Below are 20334 nucleotides of genomic sequence, written 5' to 3'. Positions count from 1 at the left end.
ATTCAACCATATTAACAGTTCGTACTACCCATGGAATCCACCAGTATAAAATGGCAACCGTAACTTCCGTTTGCATGGGCAGTCCAAATCGATGCTCACTTCATTGCTTTCAACAACTCAACAGGCAATAAGCTTTTTAAGTCAGATTCATCCTTATACGTCACGATTCGTTTCGACTTAATATCAACTGGCAAGTCATCTAGTAGATGAGAGACCAATATAGTGGTTTTATCCAGAGCATGGGCGACCCCCAATTCATATAAGACATTCGGATTTCTACCACTCAAATTTGCTATCACCACCTTAGCTTGAACAATGCTTTTCAATACATGGGAGAATATATCCCCTTTGAAATTCTGCTCGTCACCTCTAATACATCTGATATCAGCTTTTTCGCAGACAGACTTAATCGCGTCATAAACACCATTAAACTCACTATGAAAAGGTGTGAGAACAAAAACAAAGTCCTTTTCTAAAAGGTCGCCTTGCTTTAAACCAGCACTTTTGAGAAATTCATTTAGAGCAAGCGTTGGCTTATCAACTTTGCTCACACCCACATTCCCATCTAGCTGTAAATGAAATGCATCTTCAAACCTCGAAGAAGTTCTAGTGAGACGCTTGTTCAAACTATAAATCTCAGACTCAACATTGTGACGAAGCGCATCCAACTCAATCCTATTTTTTTCTTCATTGTATTTAGACTCCCTTCTCTTATTCATTGTATAAAACATTAAAGCCATAGCAGCCGTCATAGCCAATAACAAAATGGCAAATGCAACAATAAACTCAAACGAACTCATGTCACGGATCATTTCACCACCTTAAAAACCAAAAATAAAAACACACAAAAAGTAACAAAGGCATTCAAAAACCACAAACCGAACGACTGCCAATTTTTGTCTTCATCGATATACTCCTTGCACGGCCGATACAACACTCCAAGTTGAAAAATAGCCACTAACAGCACACCCACAATAAGCATAGCCCGATTATCAAGCCAATATTGAAATATTGCAGCCGAAGATATAGCTATTGAAAGCGCACCAAAAGTTAGATCAACAGGCAAACCCAACCCCAATTCTCCCAAAATTGTAGCTGTACCACTTTTACTCACTATAAAACTTCTTAGCGCAGCGCTCAGCAATACTAAGAGTGTAGGCAGTATGAATGCTTCCACCTATCTATCTCCCGTTCTATTCAATTCCTTTCTCCAACTAATTATCCATTCCGGCGACACGTGACGTTAGCGACCATCATGAAATACTCGCCACTTCACCAAAACCACACCCATTTTTTATCACCCAAACCATTCCTGACGCTCAACAAATGTAAACGGCCAAGTCCATAACGAATCAAATGCTGATGCAACGTGACCGAAAAATTGTTTCGAACACAAACGGGTGCACGCTACCGTTTTGCCAGTATCGTGTCCATCATCCTGTTTTGGAGCCCAGAAAAATTTCGCATGCCGAATACAATGCGATCACGCGTACCTTGCACTGCTCTAAATGCAGAGGCCTCACACTCAAACCACAAACGAGGAATAAACTTACTTCACGTTGTCCAGTCAGGGCCTCACCAACCTAGGCATCACCACCCCCTCCACCAACCTCTCCACCCCCAACCTTACCCTCTCCCCACCCTGCTCAATCACCACCCCATCCCCCTCAACCGCCACCAACTTCACCCCAGGCCCAACCTTCTCCCCCTGCAAAAAACTCCTCGGCGGCCCATCGTTCAGGCTAAGTATCGCCACCGCCCCCCGACTCCCCGCCATCACCCCGCTCACCTTGATATCCACCGGCGCCGTTTGATTGGAAAACCACTGCAACGCCGGGCTATCACTGCGCGCCGCCAGCAACTGCGGGGCCGCTGCCGGGGTGTGTGATTCGGCGGAGGTCAGCAGCAGTGACGAACACGTCGCTACGCCGACCAGCGCCGCGAGCAGTGTGAGGGCCTGGACCATTTGGGGTGGGGAAAAGCGTGCGGTGAAAGTCATGGGTTGAATCTCCTTTTTATCCCTGCTGTCAGCCTACGCGGCAATTCTCTCCGTTTTATTTCACACGCCTTACATGTTGGCCGTGCACGATGGCGCAGGACGCAAAGGAGCGCGCGCGCGATGAACAGGCAAGAGGGTTTTACGCTGATCGAGTTGATGGTGGTGCTGGTGATCATCGGCATCGCCAGTGCGGCGATCAGCCTTAGTATCAAGCCCGATCCGTTGCAGTTGCTGCGCAAGGATGCCGAGCGCGTGGCGCAGTTGCTGCAGGTCGCGCAGGCCGAGGCCCGCGCGGATGGCCGGCCGATTGTGTGGGTGAGTGATGCCAAGGGGTTTCGGTTTAGTCGGCGCAGTGACAGTGGCAAGGGGTTTGATCATTTCGCGCAGGATCCGCAGTTGCGGCCGCGTGCCTGGCAGAGTCCGAAGATGGAGGTGCGGGTGGAGCCGAAACAGAAAGTCGTGCTGAACGCTGAGTGGATTAATCCGCCGCTGCAATTGACGTTGTCGGATGGGTTGAATCGCTTGAGTGTGCTGCGTGATGGCGCGGGCCGGATCAGCCTGCAATGAAGCGCCAGCAAGGGTTTACGTTGATTGAGGTGATGGTCGCGATTTTGTTGATGGCGGTGGTGAGTTTGATTGCCTGGCGGGGGCTGGACAGTGTGACGCGGGCGGACAGTCATTTGCAGGCCAGCAGTGAGCAGAGTGACGGTTTGTTGCGGGCGCTGAATCAGTTGCAGCGGGATGTGGAGATGCGCGCGGGGGTTGAGTTGACCGAGCCGAAGAAGGTTGGCGTGGATGATGAGCCGCCGACCGCCCCGCCCGCTTTGACTGTGCGCAGTAGCGACAGTAAGGGGTTTCGGCTGGACATTATTCGCACGGCGGCGGATCAGCCGGGGGCGTTGCAGCGGGTGCGGTGGTGGGTCAAGGGCGACACGTTGTATCGGGCGGTGGCTGAGGCGCGGAGTCGGTATCCGTTGCCGGCGCCTGGGAGTGGGGTTGCTGTTTTGCAGGATGTGAGTGATGTGCAGGTGCGGGTTTGGGAGGTGGATAAGGGGTGGCGGCAGTTGACCGGGAATCGGCGGGAGGATCCGCTGGGGTTGGAGATATACCTGACCCGCCAAACACCCCAAGGGCCTGAGAAATACCGTCAAGTGATTGGTCCACTGCAATAAACCAGCATCACAGCACAAGTCCAAGGGAGCGGTCTTGGATTCCTCACGCCCTTCGTCTTGGAAATGTCATTACGTTGACGGGCCGATGCAGACCGCGCTGGCCTTCATGGACTGATCGGCGTCGTAGGGGATTACAGGATGCCGCTCAGCACTTCTTCCAAGCTTTCACCATCTGAGTTCTCAAAAAGACCGCCCTCACCAAACAAAACCTGAATGTTGGCCTGTTTGAAGAAATCCGCTGCTGCAAAATCGGATGCTGTGCTCGCAGGCAGCACCAGGATGAGCTTGGTATCAACATCTCCGAAACGATGCCGGTAGTAGGCAAGCTGGCCAAATCCAGCGTAGAGCTGTGCTGACATGGCGCTGCTGGTTTTGACCTCAAAAATCACCTTGGCCTTTTCTGTGGCTCTGCTGACTAGCGCCAAATCGACACGGTGCTTGCCAACCTTGAGCTCGGAATTTCCCTTAACGAGTTCATCCAGCTTGCGATGGAGGGCATTACAGAGCGGGCCGTGTAGATACTGGTATTCGCATTTGTCCTGCCCAGGTACATAAGACTTGCTGCCCTCAAATTCTTCCTGCTCCCGCCACTTAGCGCCCGATTCGTCTTCGTCGTCGGGGGCCGGATCTGAGTTCTCGGCATCATCTCCAAGCTCCGCCTTTCTTTGCTCCTTGAGCCGCTTCACCTTGAATAGGAACTCGGCAATGTCATTCGCGATACTCGGGGAGTTTGTTGAGGACACAGCGATTACGTCTGCGTTCCGACCGTCGTCTGCTACCTCTATCAACCAATCCTGAAAGTGCTCGAACGCATCTCTGCGGGGCACCCGGCCACGAAATGCCGTAAAGGTACCGCGATGACCGATTAGAGTTTCGCCGTCAGGACCAGCTATCAAAACCCCTGAAACCTTGCGGTTGAGGCCGTCAGGAATGTTGATCTCAGCGTCGGGAGAGAGTGTCCCGCCCTCAAAACCCAGCTTGAACAGGTGTGCTTGTCTCCCATCCCAAGGCGGAGGAATAGCGAACAGCATTTCCCCAAGATCGGTTTCCAATGCATAGGTAAGGCAGGGTGCTCTATCTCCACTCGGAAATGCCCACACTTCTTCCCCGCGTGGCTCTGCCTGATCGATCAGAACCTTTTGAAAAGATCGAATGCCTCTACGAAGCCGAGCGTTCCCTGTAATTACCTGCACCAATCTCTCCCTTCGTTCACCTAGGAGGCCACCGGATCTTCGAAAGAATCAATGGCCCAAATGTCGCGATGCTAGCACTTTGACACGCCTCTATGTTACCTGCTGCTGCACAACCCAGAAGCCGTATTAGGCCTGTTCGCCTGCCCGAGAATAGGGCGGGCCCACTGATATCGGTATAACTGTAAGGAAGCCTTCGCGAGCAAGCTCGCTCCCACGGGGGTGGTGGTGTTGGCGGGGGTGGGTTAGCTGAGGACGACTACGCCGCCGGGTAGTTCGGTGCATTTGACGCCGTAGGCATCGCGGATTAGCAGCGCAACACCAGCAAGTTGGTCAAGGCTAAAGCGCGCCTGGACGCGGCGTTGGCCGAGTTCGCGGTTGAGCAGCAGCAACATGCCGGGGCGGTAGCGGTTGATTTCGTCGATCATCTGGCTGAGGGTCGCGCCGTTGAAGACCAGCACTTGTTGGCGCCAGTTCATCACTGCGGCTGTGTCGACGCTTTGTACGCTGCCGACTTGCCGCGCGTCGTAGGTCACTTGCTGGCCCGGTTCAAGACGCAGACTACGACCTTCAACATCCACTTCAACCGCGCCATCGAGGCAAGTCACACAGACTTGCTGATCAGTATTACGCAAGTTGAAACGCCCCTGACTGGCACGCAACCACCCTCCCCCAGCCTGCACCGCCAACGGCAACCGCGCCGTCTGCACCTCAACTTCACCACTGACCAGCTCAAAACCCTGCACCCCCTCAGACACGGCACGCTGATTGATCCGCGTCTGAGTATTCAGCTCCAGGCTCACACCCTGCGCCGGTTCAAAGCGACGCTGCTGGCCAACTTCAGTGATGTAGTCCGCGCCCAACCCTTCAAAGCCACCGGGAATCGTCCCGCGCACCAGCAAAAACGCCGCCGACGCAGCAATCGCCCCACCGAGAAAAGCACGTCGACCAAACCCGCGTGGCGCCTGCATCTGCTCCATGGCCGGTTGCAGTTGCTGCCACAACCGCTTGGCCTCTTCGAACGCGCGGGCATGCTCGGCACTCTGCGCGCACCATTCGCGCAGGGCTCGGGCGTCGGCCACGGTGGCGCGGCCGGAGGTCAGCAGGACCAGCCAGTCGCGGGCTTCGCTGTGCAGATGGTCGGCCGCCGATGGCTCGGCAGGTGTCAGTCGAAAGATGTTCAAACGCGCAGATTCTCAACGAATTGATCGGGCACTATTCAGAAGACGGTTTTCCGGCCCCGCGACCGAACCGCTGAAACACTTTTCTTTCCAGTTTTGCGGCGCAAAAGCCCAATGCGGCTTTGATTTCCTTCTCGACCATGCGCGTGGAAATGCCGAAGCGCTGGGAAATTTCCAGGTGCGGCGCCTCTTCCAGACGCGCCGCGATGAAGATCTTCCGGCGCCGTGCGGGCAGCTCGTACAACGCACTGAGCAGTGACTGGATCTCCTTTTGCCCGCCGACCACTCGCGCGGGATCGAGTGCTTCGTCGCCGATTTGCAGCAGCTCTTCGACCTCCTCGCCGGTGAGCAGGCGCGCGTCGGCCTGACGGCGGTCGGCGGCGATGTTCAGGGCCATGCGATAGAGGTAGGCATTGGGCCGCAGGACGTTCGGCGGCGTCTCCATGCGATCGACCCGCAGGTAGGTTTCGTGCAGCACGTCGTTGGCCAGATCTTCCGAACCGAGACGCCTGCGCAGGCGCACCCGAAAGTCCTCGTAGGACGTCAGGAACAGTTGGACCATCGAACCTTGTCCGGTGTCTTTCATCCCCCGGAAACTCCTTCCCATTTGGTGCATTCCATGCGTTTTCCTGACGACTCCGGTAACAACAGCAACGTGACCGGCTGACGCAAGGCGCTGGGCGTCGGTCGGTCGATTTTGAGATTGCGAAAGCTCTCCACCAGCGCGTTGTCGCGCCGTACATCACCGGTCAAGGTGACCAACCGGTTGTGCTGCACCACGCCGTCGCGGCCGACCCAGACCTGCAACACCGCGCGATAACTTCCCGGTCGGGTAAGCGGCGAGCGGCACAGGTTGCGTTCGATCGCTGCTTGCACCGCTGTCGCGTAACTGCGGTTGACGGCGACGCTTTCCGGCGTCTGTTTTTGCGGCGGCGCCGGCACGTCTTCGACCTGCGCCACTTGCAACGTAAACGCGTCGTCGCGGGCATACCGCGCCATCAAACCACTGCCGCCGAGCAATCGACGCAGGGCATCGGCGGCGGTGTATTCACCGTCCACCGCCAGCGAGCGACGACCGCGACTCAACTGGCTGTCGACCAGCACCGCGACGCCGGTGGCGTGGCTGTACTGATCCAGCGCGCGGGCCAGATCCTGTGCCGGAATGTGCAGCGTCATGCGCAGGTCCGCCGGCACCGCGTCGGCCATGGCGTGGCCCGCCGCACAGCCAAGCAGCCACCCCAGACACATCCGGCGCACAAGCCTCGTTGAACGCTGAAAACCGTCCGTGGAATTGCCTCGCTGCACGGCTGACGAATCCTTGGAAATCGTCATCCTGAGGGCTGTTTATGAATCTGGTGTGACGGGCGGTGCAAAAAAACCATCACGGGAATTGCGCACGGCTTGCACTAGACTCAAGCCAAAGCGCGGCCCCTCCGGGCCGGCCAGGAGGCGAGCATGAACACACTGTGGCGAATCAGCCTTGGCGGGCTGTTGTTGATGGCGCTGGCGAGCGCTTATGCCGAGGAACCGTTGGGCTGTGTCGAGGTGACGGTCGGTGGTTACAAGGCGCCGAATTACGACTGTTTGAGCCAGCAGATGGGCAACAACCCTGAAGGCGCTGCGGCGGCGGAGAAGAATCAGGAGGCGCTGAATGTGCCGGTGAATAAGCGGCCGCCGAATCAGGTTGGCCTGGCGACCCCGGCCGCGACCAGTACGCGGATGGGCAATACCTTTGGCACCTCGGTGAAACCGCAACGCCCACCGCAATGATTTTGATCTTGATCGTTCCCACGCTCCGCGTGGGAATGCAGCCTGGGACGCTCCGCGTCCCATCCAGAGCCGAACGCGGAGCGTCCGTTGAGGCATTCCCACGCAGAGCGTGGGAACGATCCTGTGGTGTTCAGTCGCTTACCGATCGTTCCTACGCTCCGCGTGGGAATGCAGCCCGGGACGCTCTGCGTCCCATCCGGAGCCGAACGCAGAGCGTCCGTTGAGGCGTTCCCACGCGGAGCGTGGGAACGATCAAACGATCAGGGCGGGCTCAATCGCTTGGGGTTTGGCGGAAGCTCACCGCGAGGCGGTTCCAGCTGTTGATGGTCGTGACGGCCATGGTCAGGTCGACCATTTCGCCTTCGCTGAATTGCTCGCGCGCCTGCTGATACACCTCATCAGGCACGCGACTCTCCGCCAACAACGTCACCGCCTCAGCCCAGGCCAGCGCCGCACGCTCACGCGGGTTGAAGAAGTTGCTGTCGCGCCACACCGCGATCGCATACAGGCGCCGATCACTCTCCCCGGCCCGCCGCGCGTCCACCGAATGCATGTCGGTGCAGAACGCACAGCCGTTGAGCTGCGAGGCACGGATCCTGATCAGTTGCAGCAGCGGCTGCTCGATACTGAGGTTGGCGGTCAGCGCCTCCATGGCAATCATCGCTTTCATCGCCTTGGGCGAAGCGTTGTAGTAATCCAGGCGCGGGGACATGGGCGGTTCTCGGTGGACGGAATGATGAGTTCACCGTAAACGCCGACAGCCATGCGTTACAGCCCCAATTGCACGGAAAACCGCTACACCACTCCCATCTGCCCCCCGCGCAGATCCCCTGTGGGAGCGAGCCTGCTCGCGAAGGCGTCAGGTCAGTCAGCCCATTTTTGAATGACATACCGCATTCGCGAGCAGGCTCGCTCCCACAGGGGTTAGTGACCAATTTGGAGTTTTTCGGGTAGGCAACTATTGCCGATCCCGCAACAGCGGTAATCTGGCGCGCACGCCAATTAGCCCCAGGAGCCTCGTCGGTATGGAACTTCACGTCGTGATCAACGGCCGCAAGGATCTCGCCGGTCAGTTGTATCAGCAACTGCGCGGCGCCATTGAATCCGGGCGCCTCGCCGCTGGCACACAACTGCCGCCCAGCCGTCTGCTCGCCGAGCAACTGGGCATCTCGCGCAAGACCATTTCCGACACCTACGCGCAACTGACCTACGAAAACTTCCTCACCGGGGTGATCGGCAAAGGCACCTACGTCAACGCGCGCCCGGCGCAGGTCCACCGCAAGCAAAGCCACAGCGAACTGGCCAGTGCCGAGGTGATCGAGAGCTGGCGCAATCTGCCGGTGTTTCTGCGTCACCCGACGCTGGAAGGTTCGTTGCGCTACGACTTCATCGGTGGCGCCACCAGCAAGGGTCAGTTTCCGCAGGATGACTGGCGCCGTTGCGTCGCCCATGCGATGCGCCAGATGAGCCAGTCCAAGGGTTTCTACAGTGTCGCCGAAGGCCTGCCGGCGCTGCGCAATGCGATCGCCCGGCACATCGCGTTTTCCCGCGGGATCAACTGTCAGGACGAAGACATCGTCGTGTGCAACGGCGCGCAACAGGCGCTGGACCTGATCACCCGCGTGTTGATCCGCCCCGGCAGTCTGGTGGCGATGGAAGATCCCGGTTATCCGCCGGCACGCCTGTTGTTCGGCACCCATGGCGCCGAGGTGGTCGGGATTCCGGTGGATGCCGAGGGCATTCAGGTCGAAAACATTCCCGATGGCACGCGCCTCATCTATGTGACGCCGTCGCACCAGTTTCCGCTGGGCATGCCGATGAGTCAGGCGCGCCGTGAAGCCTTGCTGGCTCGCGCTCATGAACTGGGCGCGATCATCATCGAGGACGACTATGACAGCGAATTCCGCTACGAAGGCCGGCCGACCGATTCGCTGTTCAATCTCGACCAGCGCGGCATCGTCGCTTACGTCGGCACCTTCTCGAAAACCCTGCTGCCGGAGCTGCGCCTGGGTTATGCGATCCTGCCGCCGGCCATTCTCGAAGCGGTGATCCGCGCCAAGCAACTCACCGATCTGCACGCTTCGACCCTGCCGCAATGGGCGTTGGCCAAGTTCATCGCCGAGGGTTGCCTGCTCAAGCACATCCGCCGCTGTCATGCGATCTACGCGCAGCGCCGCGAGCGGATTCTGGCGCGCATGGCCACTGATCTGGCGCCATGGCTGGAGGCGGTACCGGCCAGCGCCGGGTTTCATATGGCGGTGTTCTGCAAGGTGCCGATCGACTTGCCGCTGGTGATCGAACTGGCGAAAAAGGTCGAAGTCGGGCTGTACTCGATCAATGGTTTCTATCATCAGCAACCTGCGAAAAATGGCCTGTACTTCGGCTTCGGCGCCATCGAAACCCTGGACATTGATATTGCCCTGGATCGCCTGCGCGACATCCTTCAGCAGGTCGCCTGAGCAATTGGCCTAAAGATTTAACCGCCGATTGGTTATTGGTGTTCCGGGGGTGCAGGCCTATCCTGCACAGGCGTTATCCCTCAATGAGCAGGATTCGTCCGGCCTGATTCAGGAGTGTGAGCAATGTCCAACGAAGTGATCAATACGGTCGAGGTGCAGGCTGCCGCCGGCCGCTCGGATGAACTGGGCAGGCAACTGCAGAAGATCGTCGAAACCCTGCGCGAAACGCCGGGCTGCGATTCCTACCTGGTCGACCGCTGCCCCGAGGACAGCCACCGCTGGACGGTCAGTGCGCGCTGGCAGTCGGAAGCGGCGATGCAGGCGCATTTCAACCGGCCCGAGGCGCAAGGGTTTATTGACTTGATCGATAGTCGGCTGGCCAATAGCGTGGATTTCAACAGCTTTCCTATCGTCTGATCTGACGCCTTCGCGAGCAGGCTCGCTCCCACAGGTTTTTGTGTCGTACATTAATTATCGAACGACGCTGAACCCTGTGGGAGCGAGCCTGCTCGCGAAGGCGTATTCAGCCGCACCGACAACCTTTCTGAAACACCGCCAATTGGTCACCCAATCTTCCCGAATATTGGCCGTTTGAATGCGCCACCCTGCGGACTACTGTGATTACACCCCCAATCATCACAGGTAACCCGCCATGAAAGCCCTGCCCTTCTTCGCCGCCGCCCTCGCCTTGAGCCTTTGCACCTCGGCCACTTTCGCCCACGATCCCTCGGAAAAAGTCACCGTTCTGCAAGACCAGATGCTGAAAAACGCCCCCGGCAAAAAAGCCATGATGATCGAGGTCGACTACAAACCCGGCCAGTCTTCCATCGCCCACAAACATGACGGCACCGCGATGGCCTATGTGCTGGAAGGCGAAGTGATTTCCCAGGTCAAAGGTGAACAACCGATCACGTACAAGAAGGGCCAGTTCTGGTACGAACCGGCCGGCTCCGAACATTTGGTCTCGAAAAACGCCAGTCAAACCAAGCCTGCCAAGTTGCTGGTTTTCATGGTGTTGGCTCCGGATGAGCAAGTGCTGATCCCGCTGAAAAACTGATGGCTGTTTAACCAGCCATAAATAAACAGGCGCAAATCGCTGATTGGCGCCTGTTTATTTCCCGGCGCAATTAGTGATTAAGGGTTAAAGCGAATCAGACTATTGCTCTGCTTTTATTACAGCAAATTGTCAGCTTGGCGGGTTTAGTCTGAATTAACTGTCGTCGCCGACAGCATTTCAAACTTTCCGACTGATGTTGTTTCACGGGAGAAACACCATGAAACTTGCGTTCACCAGTGTACTGGCGATATCGGTTTTAGCTCTGTCAGCCTGTTCGGTACCTACCGCGCCCCAAGCCGTTTCCTCACTGGACACCCTGCTACCCCATCCCACCGGCCGCAGCAGCGCCACGCAAGTGAAAAGCGGTCCCGGCGTGTCGCTCGGCGTGGTCTACAGCCCGAGCACCCAGACCAACCGCGAATACTTGCGCGACTATCAGGCCAACGCCGGCACCGGTTTCGGCCAGAGCCTGCTGGTGCAGCCGATTCATGACGCCTACGTCGCCAGCTCGAAACCGGACATGGCGGTGGAATGGGTGAATGCCTCGCTGCAACGTCAGTTCGGCTCGGTGACGGTGTATCCGGACATGCAAAGCCTGCGTGCGGCCAGACCGGATGTGGTAGCGATCGTTGATACCCATAGCCAACTGATCACCTCACGTAGCTCGGATATCAAAGCCGATGTCAGTGCCGATTTTTATGATGCGCGGTTGAATTACATCGGTACGGCGAAAGGTTCGGATGCACGGGAGTTAACGCCGGTGTGGGCGGACTTCAAGCGTTCGGAAGAGATTGTTGCGGATATTAATCAGCAGCAGGATGTGCAAGTTCGGGCACTGCAGAAGTTTGACCAGTCACTCAACAATTTAGTCGCGCGGCCTGCGGCCAAGGTGTCGATGCTCGACAGTAAACAGAATAAAAAACTGTATTGAACGTAAGGCTCGCTCCCACAGGTTAATGCGGTCAATTGTGGGAGCGCCTTGCTCGCGAAGGCGGCGAGAACACAACATCCGCTCCATAGAAAAAACAGTCTGTCTACTGTCAGAGCTGACAGTAGACGCCCGTCTCACAAGTCCTTTCAATGTTCTGACTGCATTGATCCCAAGTCAGCCTTGGCCATCGGTGTCTGCAGCGTTCGCTCACCTCAAGGAGCATTGAATGAACACCTCATCGAACACATCGACTGCGCCAATCCTCGACCCGACTTTCGGCCCTGATGAAACAGGGATCACCTGGCTCCAATATCCCGACGGTGTCAGCGGGATTGCCGGAGGCATGAGCGTCGCACCAGACAACAAAATCCTGATCGCAGCCCGCACCGGGACGGAGTTTTCCCTATCGCGGCTGAATGCTGATGGCAGACAAGATGACAGTTTTGGCAATCAAGGAACCGTGACGGGTGGATTCGCCCCTGGCTTCCGATCCACAGGTAAGAACGTCCAAGTCCTCAGCGACCGGAACATCCTCCTCGAAGGCTGGTTTGAACTTGAGGATTACGCGCCCCAGGAACGCGGGCTGGCATTGTTCGACGACAAGGGCGTGCCCGTCAAAAGCTTTGGAAATGGAGGGTTTACCGTCATCCATCCCCTCAGTACCCCACAGTACCGACTTTCGGCAGAAGAGATTAAGCGCAAGGGCCCGGCTGCATCCAGTCAACGTGGCAATACGATTGAGTTGCCCGATGGCAAGCTCATGGTTCTGAGCTATCACCGGTACAGCTACTATGACGAAGTGGGCGTGTTGATGAGGCTGAATAAAAATGGATCGCTGGATACAACCTTCGCCGACGGCAAAGGCTACATCCTCATTCAATACCTCGCTAACTCGACCTGGGCAGGCTCCTTGATCGCCCTCAAGGATGGAACCTTTGCCGTTGCTGGAAGTGCATATATCGAAGAAAAAACGTTTGCCATGATGGCCCGATTTGACACGCAAGGTAGCCCGATCAAGGATTTTGGAATCAACGGCTATATAACGTTTGATTTCGAAGGTGAACTCAACCAACTAACCGAACTGATAGAAATGCCTGACAAGAGCATTATCGGTGTCGGCAGTAGCCACTCGGCCTTAGTTTTCAAGAGCGTTTTGGTGTGCGTCGATGCCCAAGGCAAAGCGGTGCCGACATTCAACCGAGGCAAGCCTGTTTTCACGACTTATCCGCAAGCTACAGGAGGAATCCAATGGTCTGGTGCTGTGTTGCGCACAGGTGGTCGGATCCTCACAGTCGGCAACCCCCTGCGGGAGGCAAACTCGCAAATCGTCCTTGCCCAGTTCAAAGCAGACGGCACTCTCGATGCGGCGTTTGGCAATCAAGGGCTACTGATCCTCGATTTGACTGACCACCTCGACATAGCTGAGGCTGTGGCAATTCAGTTGAATCAGATCATTGTGGCGGGTAATGCCCTGTCATCCATCACGGTCCCACGCAACTTTGCCTTGCGCTGTTCGCCTCTCTACTGAGGCACAAAAAAAGCCCCGGCATCTCACGACACCGGGGCTTTTTCATTCAACCACTACTTACGCCAGTTCAAGCTCGGCATTCGCAGCAACCGCAGGCACTACCGCTTGCCCACTCAACGCCAGATCCAGCAGTTCACGGTTGGCCACCGCATACATGGCGTAGTCCGTGCCGCTCGCCGCACGGATTTCCACCAGCATGGCGCGCCAGCGCGAGATCATGCTTTCGTGTTGTTCCATCCACAGCGCCAGACGTGCTTCCACGTCCAGCGTGCCGTCGCCCTGTTGCAGGACGGAGATGGTGATCGCGCGTTGCTGCCAGTCGACATCGTCACGGAACGCTTCACGGGCCAGGGCTTGCCAGTTGTTTTCAACCGGCAGTGCGCTGATCTGTTGCAGGTACCAGGTGATGTCCAGCGCACTGCCCACAGCGAAGTAAGCTTTCGCGACTTCTGCAGGGTTCTGGCCAGTCACGTCGGAGGCTTCGATGATCGGCAGCAGGGTGTACAGGTGCGAGGTGCCCGCAACCATACGCGCCAGCAATTCCGGTACGCCGGCTTCGACGTACGCCTGATAACGCGCCTGCCAGTTTTCACGGATTTCGCCGCTCAGCAGTTCGTCGAGTTTCAGGCCCAGCTCTTTCAGGTGCGGACCGAAATGCGCGACGTCACGGGCAGCGTTCTGCTCGTTGCGGCGGGCACGCAGGAACCAGCGCGTAGCGCGACGGCCCAGACGCATCAGCTCGTCCATCAGCTCCAGCTGCACATCAGCGCTGACTTGATAGTCCAGCGCTTCGATCTGACGGAACCAGTGCGGGAGGTGGAAGATGTCGCGCACGATCACATAAGCGCCAGCGACGTTCGCCGGGCTCATGCCGGTCGACTCTTTGAGTCGTTGAACGAAGGTGATGCCCATGTGGTTGACCAGGTCGTTGGCGATCTGGGTGCTGACGATCTCGCGCTTCAGACGGTGACGACGCATGGCTTCGGAGAACTTGCTGACCAGAGACGGCGGGAACGCCGTTTCCATGTCGCGGGTCAGGTAATCGTCGTCCGGCACCAAGGAGCCCAGTAGCTGCTCTTTGAGGTCGATCTTGCTGTACGAAATCAGCACCGACAGCTCAGGACGGGTCAGACCGTGGCCCTCAGCAATACGCTCGGCCAGTTGTTCTTCGGTCGGCAGGAACTCGATGGCACGGTCCAGCTTGCCACGGCCTTCCAGATCGCCCATCAGACGCTTGTACTCAGCGATGCGCGCATAGGCACGGCGCGCCGCCAGGGACAGGGCCTGAGTCTGCTTGTAGTTGTTGCCCAGCACCAGATTGCCGACTTCGTCGGTCATGCTCGCCAGCAACTGGTTGCGTTGCTTGTCGGTCATGTCACCGGCCTGAACCACTTCGTTCAGCAGGATCTTGATGTTCACTTCGTGGTCGGAGCAGTCGACGCCACCGGCGTTGTCGATGAAGTCGGTGTTGGAACCGCCGCCATTCAGACCAAATTCGACACGACCCAGTTGGGTCATGCCGAGGTTACCGCCCTCGCCCACGACTTTGCAGCGCAGCTCGTTACCGTTCACGCGCAGTGCATCGTTGGCCTTGTCGCCGACATCGGCGTGGCTTTCAGTGCTGGCCTTGACGTAAGTACCGATACCGCCGTTCCACAGCAGATCCACCGGAGCCTTGAGCAAGGCGTTCAGCAGTTCGGTCGGGGTCAGCTTGTCAGCCTTGATGTCGAAGCGTTCCTGCATCTGCGGGGAAATCGCGATGCTCTTCGCGCTGCGCGAGAAGATGCCGCCACCTTCGGACATGATGCTGGTGTCGTAATCGGTCCAGGCCGAACGCGGCAGGTCGAACATGCGCTGACGCTCAACGAAGCTGGTCGCCGGGTTCGGGTTCGGGTCGATGAAGATGTGCATGTGGTTGAAGGCCGCGACCAGTTGCAGCTTGTCGGACATCAACAGGCCGTTACCGAACACGTCACCGGCCATGTCGCCGACGCCGACAACAGTGATGCTGTCTTCCTGAACATTGATGCCGCGCTCGCGGAAGTGACGTTGTACGCCGACCCACGCACCTTTGGCGGTGATGCCCATTTTCTTGTGGTCGTAACCGGCCGAACCACCGGACGCAAACGCGTCACCCAGCCAGAAGCCGTAGTCGATGGCGATGCCGTTGGCGATGTCGGAGAAGGTCGCAGTGCCCTTGTCCGCTGCTACTACCAGGTACGGGTCGTCATCGTCGTGGCGAACCACGTTCAATGGCGGTACCAGCGCGCCGTCTTTCAGGTTGTCGGTGATGTCCAACAGGCCCGAGATGAAGATGCGGTAGCAGGCGATGCCCTCGGCCGCGATCTCGTCACGGCTGCCGCCCAGTGGCAGGCGACGCGGCAGGAAGCCGCCCTTCGCGCCGACTGGCACGATGACCGAGTTCTTCACTTGCTGGGCTTTTACCAGGCCGAGGACTTCGGTACGGAAGTCTTCTTCACGGTCGGACCAGCGCAGACCACCACGAGCGACGTTACCGAAGCGCAGGTGCACGCCTTCAACGCGTGGCGAGTAAACGAAGATTTCGAACTTCGGCACTGGCTTCGGCAGTTCAGGGATCGCGTGCGGGTTGAACTTGAAGCTGAAGTACGACTTGTTCTGGCCGTTGGCGTCAGTCTGGTAGAAGTTGGTACGCAGGGTGGCTTTGATCAGGTCGAGGTAACGACGCAGGATGCGGTCTTCGTTGAGCACCTGGACGTCGTCCAGTGCGGTCAGAATCGCTTGTTCCAGACGCAGTTGCTTGTCTTCCAGATCGTCGTCGCTGAGTTTGCGCGCCAGATAGAAGCGGGTCTTGAACAACCGGGTCAGCTCGCGAGCGATGTCGGTGTGGTTGTTCAGGGTGCTGGCGATGTAACCCAGATCGAAGCCCAGACGAATCTGCTTCAGGTAACGCGCGTAAGCACGCAGCAGCGCGACGTCGCGCCAAGGCAGGCCGGCGGTCAGTACCAGACGGTTGAACGCATCGTTTTCGGCGTCGCCGCGAACGATGTGGACGAAGGCGTCCTGCAGGGTGTCGTTGAGTTGCTGGATGTCGAGGTCCAGACCTTCAGCGGCAGTGAACGCGAAGTCGTGAATCCAGAACTCGCGGCCATTGGTGTGACGCAGGCGGTACGGGAATTCACCCAGTACGCGCAGGCCGAGGTTTTCCAGAATCGGCAAGACGTCGGACAGCGCCAGCGGCGTGTCGGCGTGGTACAGCTTGCAATGCAGCTCGCGCTGGCCGGAGACCTGACCGAGCGGCTGGTAGAAGCTCATCACCAACGGATTTTTTTCGTTGAGGCTCAGCAGGTGCTGCATGTCGACCACGGCCGAATGCGCTGCAAAACGCTCGCGGTAGCCGGCCGGGAAGCCTTTCGGGAAGTCGGCCAGCACGTTGGTGCCGTGGGCTTCGCCGAAGCTTTCGACGGTCAGTGCGGCGTAGTCGTCCTGCCAGCTGCGGCAGGCTTGCACGACTTCTTTTTCCAGCAGCACCGGGTCGATGTCGAGACGGTTTTTCGGGTCGACACGCAGGATCAACTGCACGCGGGCCAGAACCGACTCGGAGAAGAACGTCCAGAATTCGCAATCGGAAGCCTTCAGGCGTTCCATCAACACTTGCTGAATCTTCTGGCGAACTTCGGTGGAGTAAATGTCGCGCGGCACGTAGGCCAGGCAGTAGCAGAAACGACCGTACGGGTCTTTGCGCAGGAACACGCGGATCTTGTTGCGTTCCTGGATCTGCACGATCGACATCACGGTGGTGAACAGTTCGTCGACCGGGGTCTGGAACAGGTCATCACGCGGCAGCACTTCAAGCACCTGCGCCAGTTCCTTGCCCAGGTGAGCCTTGGACTGGAAGCCAGAGCGGTGTTCGATTTCTTCGACCTTGCGGCGGATGAACGGGATGACCCGCACGCTCTCGCCATACACCGAGGAGGTGTACAGGCCCATGAAGCGGTGTTCCTTGATGACTTTGCCGTCAGCATCGATTTCACGGATCGACACGTAGTCCGGGTAAGCCGGACGGTGGACACGGCTCGGGTGCGCAGCCTTGGCGAACGACAGCAGGGTCGGTTCGCGCAGGTAGGCAACGGCGTAGTCTTCGATGCGCAGGTCTTCGTAGGTCAGGCCGGTGCGCAGCAGTTTGGTCAGGCCGAGGAAGGAGTTCTGGTCGTACTCGATGTGGCCGCCATCGGCCTGATCGGTGACCACGAATTCTTCGTAGCCGAGGAAGGTGAAGTGGTTGCCCACCAGCCATTCCAGGAAGCTTTTGATTTCGTTCTTTTCGTCGGCATCAACGGCAAACGCGCTGTTGTCGAGTTTGGTGAGGATTTCCTGCACCTTGGCTTTCATCGGCTCAAAATCGGCGACCGCGACGCGGACTTCACCGAGAACCTGTTCCAGCTCTTTGCTCAGCAAATTCAGTTCGGCCGCGTTGGCGCAGCGGTCGATTTCCAGGTACATCAACGACTCTTGCAGAATGCCGTCGCCCTGGGTGCCTTTCGGCAGGATTTCCAGCAACTCGCCCTTGCTCCCACGGCGTACGCTGAGCACGGTGGTTTGCAGAGTGTGGATGCTGTAGCCGCGACGGTTCAGCTCGGTGCGGACCGAGTCGACCAGAAATGGCAGGTCGTGGTGCAGGACTTCGACCGCGGTGTGGGTCGACTGCCAGCCATGACGCTCGTAATCAGGGTTGTAGACGCGCACTTGCGGTTGCGCGTGATCGAAGCGCTCAAGCAGGCGCCACGCAGAAAGAGTACAGCCAGCGAGGTCGGAGAGGCGACGTTGAGTCAGCTCGTCCAGGGAAATGATGCCGAAGAATTGTTCAGCGAACAGCGCCACTTGTGGCAGTGCCTGTTCACTGATGTGCTGCGCCAGTGCCGCTTGCAGTTGGTGCTGGAAGTCGGCTTTGCTGGCTGCGGTGAAGAACGCCATCTGTGGTACTCCGCTTAAGCTTGTTATTGATGGAAAGCGTCGCGTGCAACACCCCTTTCGGGGTTTGTGTCGCCCTGTTCCTGATTCTCGGGCAGAGGAAACAGGGAGACAGGTGGGTGAAGCTGGACGGGACACTCAGGTCACATTCACCTTCCATAGAATGAGCATCTGCAAAAGCGACTGCCAGCGGTGCCGACAATGCCTTTACGGGTGCTCATCCGTTGCGCAGCTTAAAGGGTGCGACAATGTGTCTGCTTGCGGTGCTGCGACATATTCGGTCATTGGCACGTAAACCGAGGGTTTGGCACCGGTAAACACTAGCAGTCGTGGCGGAAAACGCTGGGTTGCATGCCCGTTTTTACGGTACATGCGTGCCAGAAATGACCATTGACCCACGTCGCGTTCACGACACATCCTCTGACACTCTCACATGCAGAAATTCCCGAGGACTGGCAGAATCGCGCCCATTAGCGACCGACACGCCCTTAGAGGCAGGAATTGACCATGCAAATGACCACCGCCCTACTGATCGTCAACCCGTGCGATGACGAAGAAGACAACATGGCCATGCTCTGCTGCCACAGCGACAAGGGCGACATGTTCCTGATGAGCCGCTATCCGGACGAGGATGAGCTGGAGATCACCCTGGATGGCGAGCCTTCGACGCTTGATGGGGTGAAGGTCACGTTGACTTCGAATCTGCTGAAGATCGAAATCGCGGCGGCGGATGCCGATGCGTTGAACGGGGATGATGTGCTGGAGATCAGCTTTAACCCGGATATGGTGGATATGGATGAGGTTGTCGAGACCTTGATGAACATCCTCGACGGGACGGGGACCTTCATTAACGAAGTTTGATGGCGCTCGAACTGGCCCCATCGCGAGCAGGCTCGCTCCCACATTGACGGATGTACGCCGCTCAAAATGTGGGAGCGAGCCTGCTCGCGAAGAGGCCCGAAAGAACACCGCCCTTCCCCGGCACTAAAAAAATCCAACAAATCCCCCAGTCATTCCCGCACTTTGCGCAAAATGCCGTTAGTCGCCACCCCCCGCGATGGATTAAAGTAACGCCCCCAGCCCCGGCGTTATCCGAACGCCCGTGGCCACCCCTTTCCAGGAACAGTCATCGATGGAACATCGTGAAGCGCTGCTGGCGCTGCGAACCTTTCTTTCAACGCAGATTCTCGGCCAGGAAAAACTCATCGAGCGTTTGCTCATCGCCCTGCTCGCCGACGGCCACATGTTGGTCGAGGGCGCTCCGGGTCTGGCCAAGACCAAAGCGATCAAAGAGCTCGCCGAGGGCATCGAAGCCCAGTTCCATCGCATTCAGTTCACCCCGGATCTGCTGCCGGCCGACATCACCGGCACCGAGATCTACCGCCCGGAAACCGGCAGTTTCGTGTTCCAGCAAGGGCCGATCTTCCACAACCTGGTGCTGGCGGACGAAATCAACCGCGCCCCGGCCAAGGTGCAATCGGCGCTGCTCGAAGCCATGGCCGAACGTCAGGTCAGTGTCGGCCGCAGCACTTACGAGCTGTCGCCGCTGTTTCTGGTAATGGCCACGCAAAACCCGATCGAGCAGGAAGGCACCTACCCGCTACCGGAAGCGCAGCTCGACCGTTTCCTGATGCACGTGAAAATCGGTTTCCCGGACGCCGCCGTCGAACGCCGCATCCTCCAGCAGGCCCGTGGCGAAGCGTTGAACGGCGAGACCAAACCTGAACGCCGCGTCAGCCAGCAGGCGATCTTCGCTGCGCGCAAGGAAATCCTTGGCCTGTACATGGCCGACGCCGTGGAGGAATACCTCGTGCAACTGGTCATGGCCACGCGCAACCCGGCCAAGTTCGACCCGGAAATGGCCGAGTGGATCGCTTACGGCGCCAGCCCGCGCGGCTCTATCGCCCTCGACCGCTGCGCCCGCGCCCACGCCTGGCTGGCCGGTCGCGACTTCGTCAGCCCGGAAGACATTCAGGCGGTGCTGTTCGATGTGTTGCGTCACCGCATCATTTTGTCGTTTGAAGCCGAAGCCGCCGGCATCGATCAGGATCGGGTGGTGCAGCGGATTCTCGACGTCGTAGCCGTCGCTTGACCCCC

At 58.0% G+C, this 20334-nt stretch carries 19 protein-coding genes; 10 read left to right on the top strand and 9 right to left on the bottom strand.

Annotation, left to right across the window (positions count from 1 at the left end):
• Positions 1-95: 95 nt before the first annotated feature.
• The 3 genes from HU718_RS13295 to HU718_RS13285 all read right to left on the bottom strand — a co-directional run bounded on the left by HU718_RS13295 (position 96) and on the right by HU718_RS13285 (position 1999).
• Positions 96-812, bottom strand: a complete 717-nt coding sequence (locus HU718_RS13295; RefSeq protein WP_217868286.1) for a TIR domain-containing protein — start codon at positions 810-812, stop codon at positions 96-98.
• Entirely contained in the window at positions 809-1177 is a 369-nt protein-coding gene (locus tag HU718_RS13290) for a hypothetical protein (protein ID WP_186616051.1), read from the bottom strand. Before HU718_RS13290 ends, HU718_RS13295 begins: the two co-directional genes overlap by 4 nt.
• Positions 1178-1567: 390 nt before the next feature.
• A complete protein-coding gene (locus HU718_RS13285) occupies positions 1568-1999 on the bottom strand; it encodes a type II secretion system protein N (protein ID WP_186616052.1) in 432 nt (143 codons plus the stop codon).
• A 120-nt stretch (positions 2000-2119) separates the two neighbouring features.
• Between HU718_RS13285 and gspH the strand changes: the two genes are divergently transcribed.
• Both gspH and HU718_RS13275 read left to right on the top strand, forming a co-directional pair.
• Positions 2120-2566 (top strand): type II secretion system minor pseudopilin GspH, encoded by a 447-nt coding sequence (gspH, locus tag HU718_RS13280; RefSeq protein ID WP_186616053.1) that lies wholly within the window; start codon positions 2120-2122, stop codon positions 2564-2566.
• Positions 2563-3171, top strand: coding sequence for a type II secretion system protein GspJ (locus HU718_RS13275; protein WP_186616054.1), 609 nt, complete (start codon positions 2563-2565; stop codon positions 3169-3171). Before gspH ends, HU718_RS13275 begins: the two co-directional genes overlap by 4 nt.
• A gap of 131 nt (positions 3172-3302) precedes the next feature.
• Here the strand turns inward: HU718_RS13275 and HU718_RS13270 are convergent, their stop codons facing one another.
• The 4 genes from HU718_RS13270 to HU718_RS13255 form a co-directional block, all read right to left on the bottom strand.
• Positions 3303-4364 carry a hypothetical protein gene (locus HU718_RS13270; protein WP_186616055.1) on the bottom strand — a complete coding sequence of 354 codons (1062 nt, stop codon included), beginning with the start codon at positions 4362-4364 and terminating at the stop codon, positions 3303-3305.
• A 242-nt stretch (positions 4365-4606) separates the two neighbouring features.
• Positions 4607-5545 (bottom strand): FecR family protein, encoded by a 939-nt coding sequence (locus HU718_RS13265; RefSeq protein WP_186616056.1) that lies wholly within the window; start codon positions 5543-5545, stop codon positions 4607-4609.
• 31 nt (positions 5546-5576) lie between these two features.
• On the bottom strand, positions 5577-6128 hold the full coding sequence (locus HU718_RS13260; protein WP_007913935.1) for an RNA polymerase sigma factor: 552 nt from the start codon (positions 6126-6128) through the stop codon (positions 5577-5579).
• Positions 6125-6790 carry an STN domain-containing protein gene (locus HU718_RS13255; RefSeq protein ID WP_186616064.1) on the bottom strand — a complete coding sequence of 222 codons (666 nt, stop codon included), beginning with the start codon at positions 6788-6790 and terminating at the stop codon, positions 6125-6127. Before HU718_RS13255 ends, HU718_RS13260 begins: the two co-directional genes overlap by 4 nt.
• Before the next feature lie 207 nt (positions 6791-6997).
• On the opposite strand from HU718_RS13255, the gene HU718_RS13250 reads away from it, so the two are divergent.
• Entirely contained in the window at positions 6998-7312 is a 315-nt protein-coding gene (locus HU718_RS13250) for a hypothetical protein (protein WP_186616057.1), read from the top strand.
• Positions 7313-7583: 271 nt separating this feature from the next.
• Here the strand turns inward: HU718_RS13250 and HU718_RS13245 are convergent, their stop codons facing one another.
• Positions 7584-8024 carry a carboxymuconolactone decarboxylase family protein gene (locus HU718_RS13245; protein ID WP_064119828.1) on the bottom strand — a complete coding sequence of 147 codons (441 nt, stop codon included), beginning with the start codon at positions 8022-8024 and terminating at the stop codon, positions 7584-7586.
• Positions 8025-8337: 313 nt separating this feature from the next.
• On the opposite strand from HU718_RS13245, the gene pdxR reads away from it, so the two are divergent.
• From pdxR to HU718_RS13220, 5 genes are all read left to right on the top strand, one after another.
• Positions 8338-9771 carry a MocR-like pyridoxine biosynthesis transcription factor PdxR gene (pdxR, locus tag HU718_RS13240; protein WP_150708682.1) on the top strand — a complete coding sequence of 478 codons (1434 nt, stop codon included), beginning with the start codon at positions 8338-8340 and terminating at the stop codon, positions 9769-9771.
• A gap of 123 nt (positions 9772-9894) precedes the next feature.
• Entirely contained in the window at positions 9895-10188 is a 294-nt protein-coding gene (locus HU718_RS13235; protein ID WP_095122856.1) for a putative quinol monooxygenase, read from the top strand.
• A gap of 235 nt (positions 10189-10423) precedes the next feature.
• Positions 10424-10828: a cupin domain-containing protein gene (locus HU718_RS13230; RefSeq protein ID WP_186616058.1), complete on the top strand. Its 405-nt coding sequence runs from the start codon at positions 10424-10426 to the stop codon at positions 10826-10828.
• Between the two features lie 217 nt (positions 10829-11045).
• Entirely contained in the window at positions 11046-11759 is a 714-nt protein-coding gene (locus tag HU718_RS13225; protein WP_150731348.1) for an ATPase, read from the top strand.
• A 226-nt stretch (positions 11760-11985) separates the two neighbouring features.
• Positions 11986-13287: an NHL repeat-containing protein gene (locus tag HU718_RS13220; RefSeq protein WP_150731349.1), complete on the top strand. Its 1302-nt coding sequence runs from the start codon at positions 11986-11988 to the stop codon at positions 13285-13287.
• Positions 13288-13344: 57 nt separating this feature from the next.
• On the opposite strand, the gene HU718_RS13215 is transcribed toward HU718_RS13220, so the two are convergent.
• The gene (locus tag HU718_RS13215) at positions 13345-18240 is read right to left on the bottom strand and encodes an NAD-glutamate dehydrogenase (RefSeq protein ID WP_186616059.1); all 4896 of its coding nucleotides are present in this window, start codon (positions 18238-18240) and stop codon (positions 13345-13347) included.
• Positions 18241-18744: 504 nt separating this feature from the next.
• Here HU718_RS13215 and HU718_RS13210 point away from each other — a divergent pair.
• Both HU718_RS13210 and HU718_RS13205 read left to right on the top strand, forming a co-directional pair.
• Positions 18745-19098, top strand: a complete 354-nt coding sequence (locus HU718_RS13210; protein ID WP_186616060.1) for a hypothetical protein — start codon at positions 18745-18747, stop codon at positions 19096-19098.
• A 271-nt stretch (positions 19099-19369) separates the two neighbouring features.
• The gene (locus HU718_RS13205; RefSeq protein ID WP_007913915.1) at positions 19370-20329 is read left to right on the top strand and encodes an AAA family ATPase; all 960 of its coding nucleotides are present in this window, start codon (positions 19370-19372) and stop codon (positions 20327-20329) included.
• Positions 20330-20334 lie beyond the last annotated feature (5 nt).

The organism is Pseudomonas tensinigenes (genome assembly GCF_014268445.2).
Lineage (GTDB): Bacteria > Pseudomonadota > Gammaproteobacteria > Pseudomonadales > Pseudomonadaceae > Aquipseudomonas > Aquipseudomonas tensinigenes.
Note: the sequence above shows the minus strand (reverse complement) of the source record. Positions and strands in the feature narration are given on the sequence as shown.

Coding starts and splice junctions, on each gene's coding strand:
- HU718_RS13295 (WP_217868286.1), bottom strand. CDS start 812: ATGATCCGTGACATGAGTTCGTTTGAGTTTATTGTTGCATTTGCCATT.
- HU718_RS13285 (WP_186616052.1), bottom strand. CDS start 1,999: ATGACTTTCACCGCACGCTTTTCCCCACCCCAAATGGTCCAGGCCCTC.
- gspH (WP_186616053.1), top strand. CDS start 2,120: ATGAACAGGCAAGAGGGTTTTACGCTGATCGAGTTGATGGTGGTGCTG.
- HU718_RS13275 (WP_186616054.1), top strand. CDS start 2,563: ATGAAGCGCCAGCAAGGGTTTACGTTGATTGAGGTGATGGTCGCGATT.
- HU718_RS13260 (WP_007913935.1), bottom strand. CDS start 6,128: ATGAAAGACACCGGACAAGGTTCGATGGTCCAACTGTTCCTGACGTCC.
- HU718_RS13255 (WP_186616064.1), bottom strand. CDS start 6,790: ATGTGTCTGGGGTGGCTGCTTGGCTGTGCGGCGGGCCACGCCATGGCC.
- HU718_RS13250 (WP_186616057.1), top strand. CDS start 6,998: ATGAACACACTGTGGCGAATCAGCCTTGGCGGGCTGTTGTTGATGGCG.
- HU718_RS13245 (WP_064119828.1), bottom strand. CDS start 8,024: ATGTCCCCGCGCCTGGATTACTACAACGCTTCGCCCAAGGCGATGAAA.
- pdxR (WP_150708682.1), top strand. CDS start 8,338: ATGGAACTTCACGTCGTGATCAACGGCCGCAAGGATCTCGCCGGTCAG.
- HU718_RS13235 (WP_095122856.1), top strand. CDS start 9,895: ATGTCCAACGAAGTGATCAATACGGTCGAGGTGCAGGCTGCCGCCGGC.
- HU718_RS13230 (WP_186616058.1), top strand. CDS start 10,424: ATGAAAGCCCTGCCCTTCTTCGCCGCCGCCCTCGCCTTGAGCCTTTGC.
- HU718_RS13225 (WP_150731348.1), top strand. CDS start 11,046: ATGAAACTTGCGTTCACCAGTGTACTGGCGATATCGGTTTTAGCTCTG.
- HU718_RS13220 (WP_150731349.1), top strand. CDS start 11,986: ATGAACACCTCATCGAACACATCGACTGCGCCAATCCTCGACCCGACT.
- HU718_RS13215 (WP_186616059.1), bottom strand. CDS start 18,240: ATGGCGTTCTTCACCGCAGCCAGCAAAGCCGACTTCCAGCACCAACTG.
- HU718_RS13210 (WP_186616060.1), top strand. CDS start 18,745: ATGCAAATGACCACCGCCCTACTGATCGTCAACCCGTGCGATGACGAA.
- HU718_RS13205 (WP_007913915.1), top strand. CDS start 19,370: ATGGAACATCGTGAAGCGCTGCTGGCGCTGCGAACCTTTCTTTCAACG.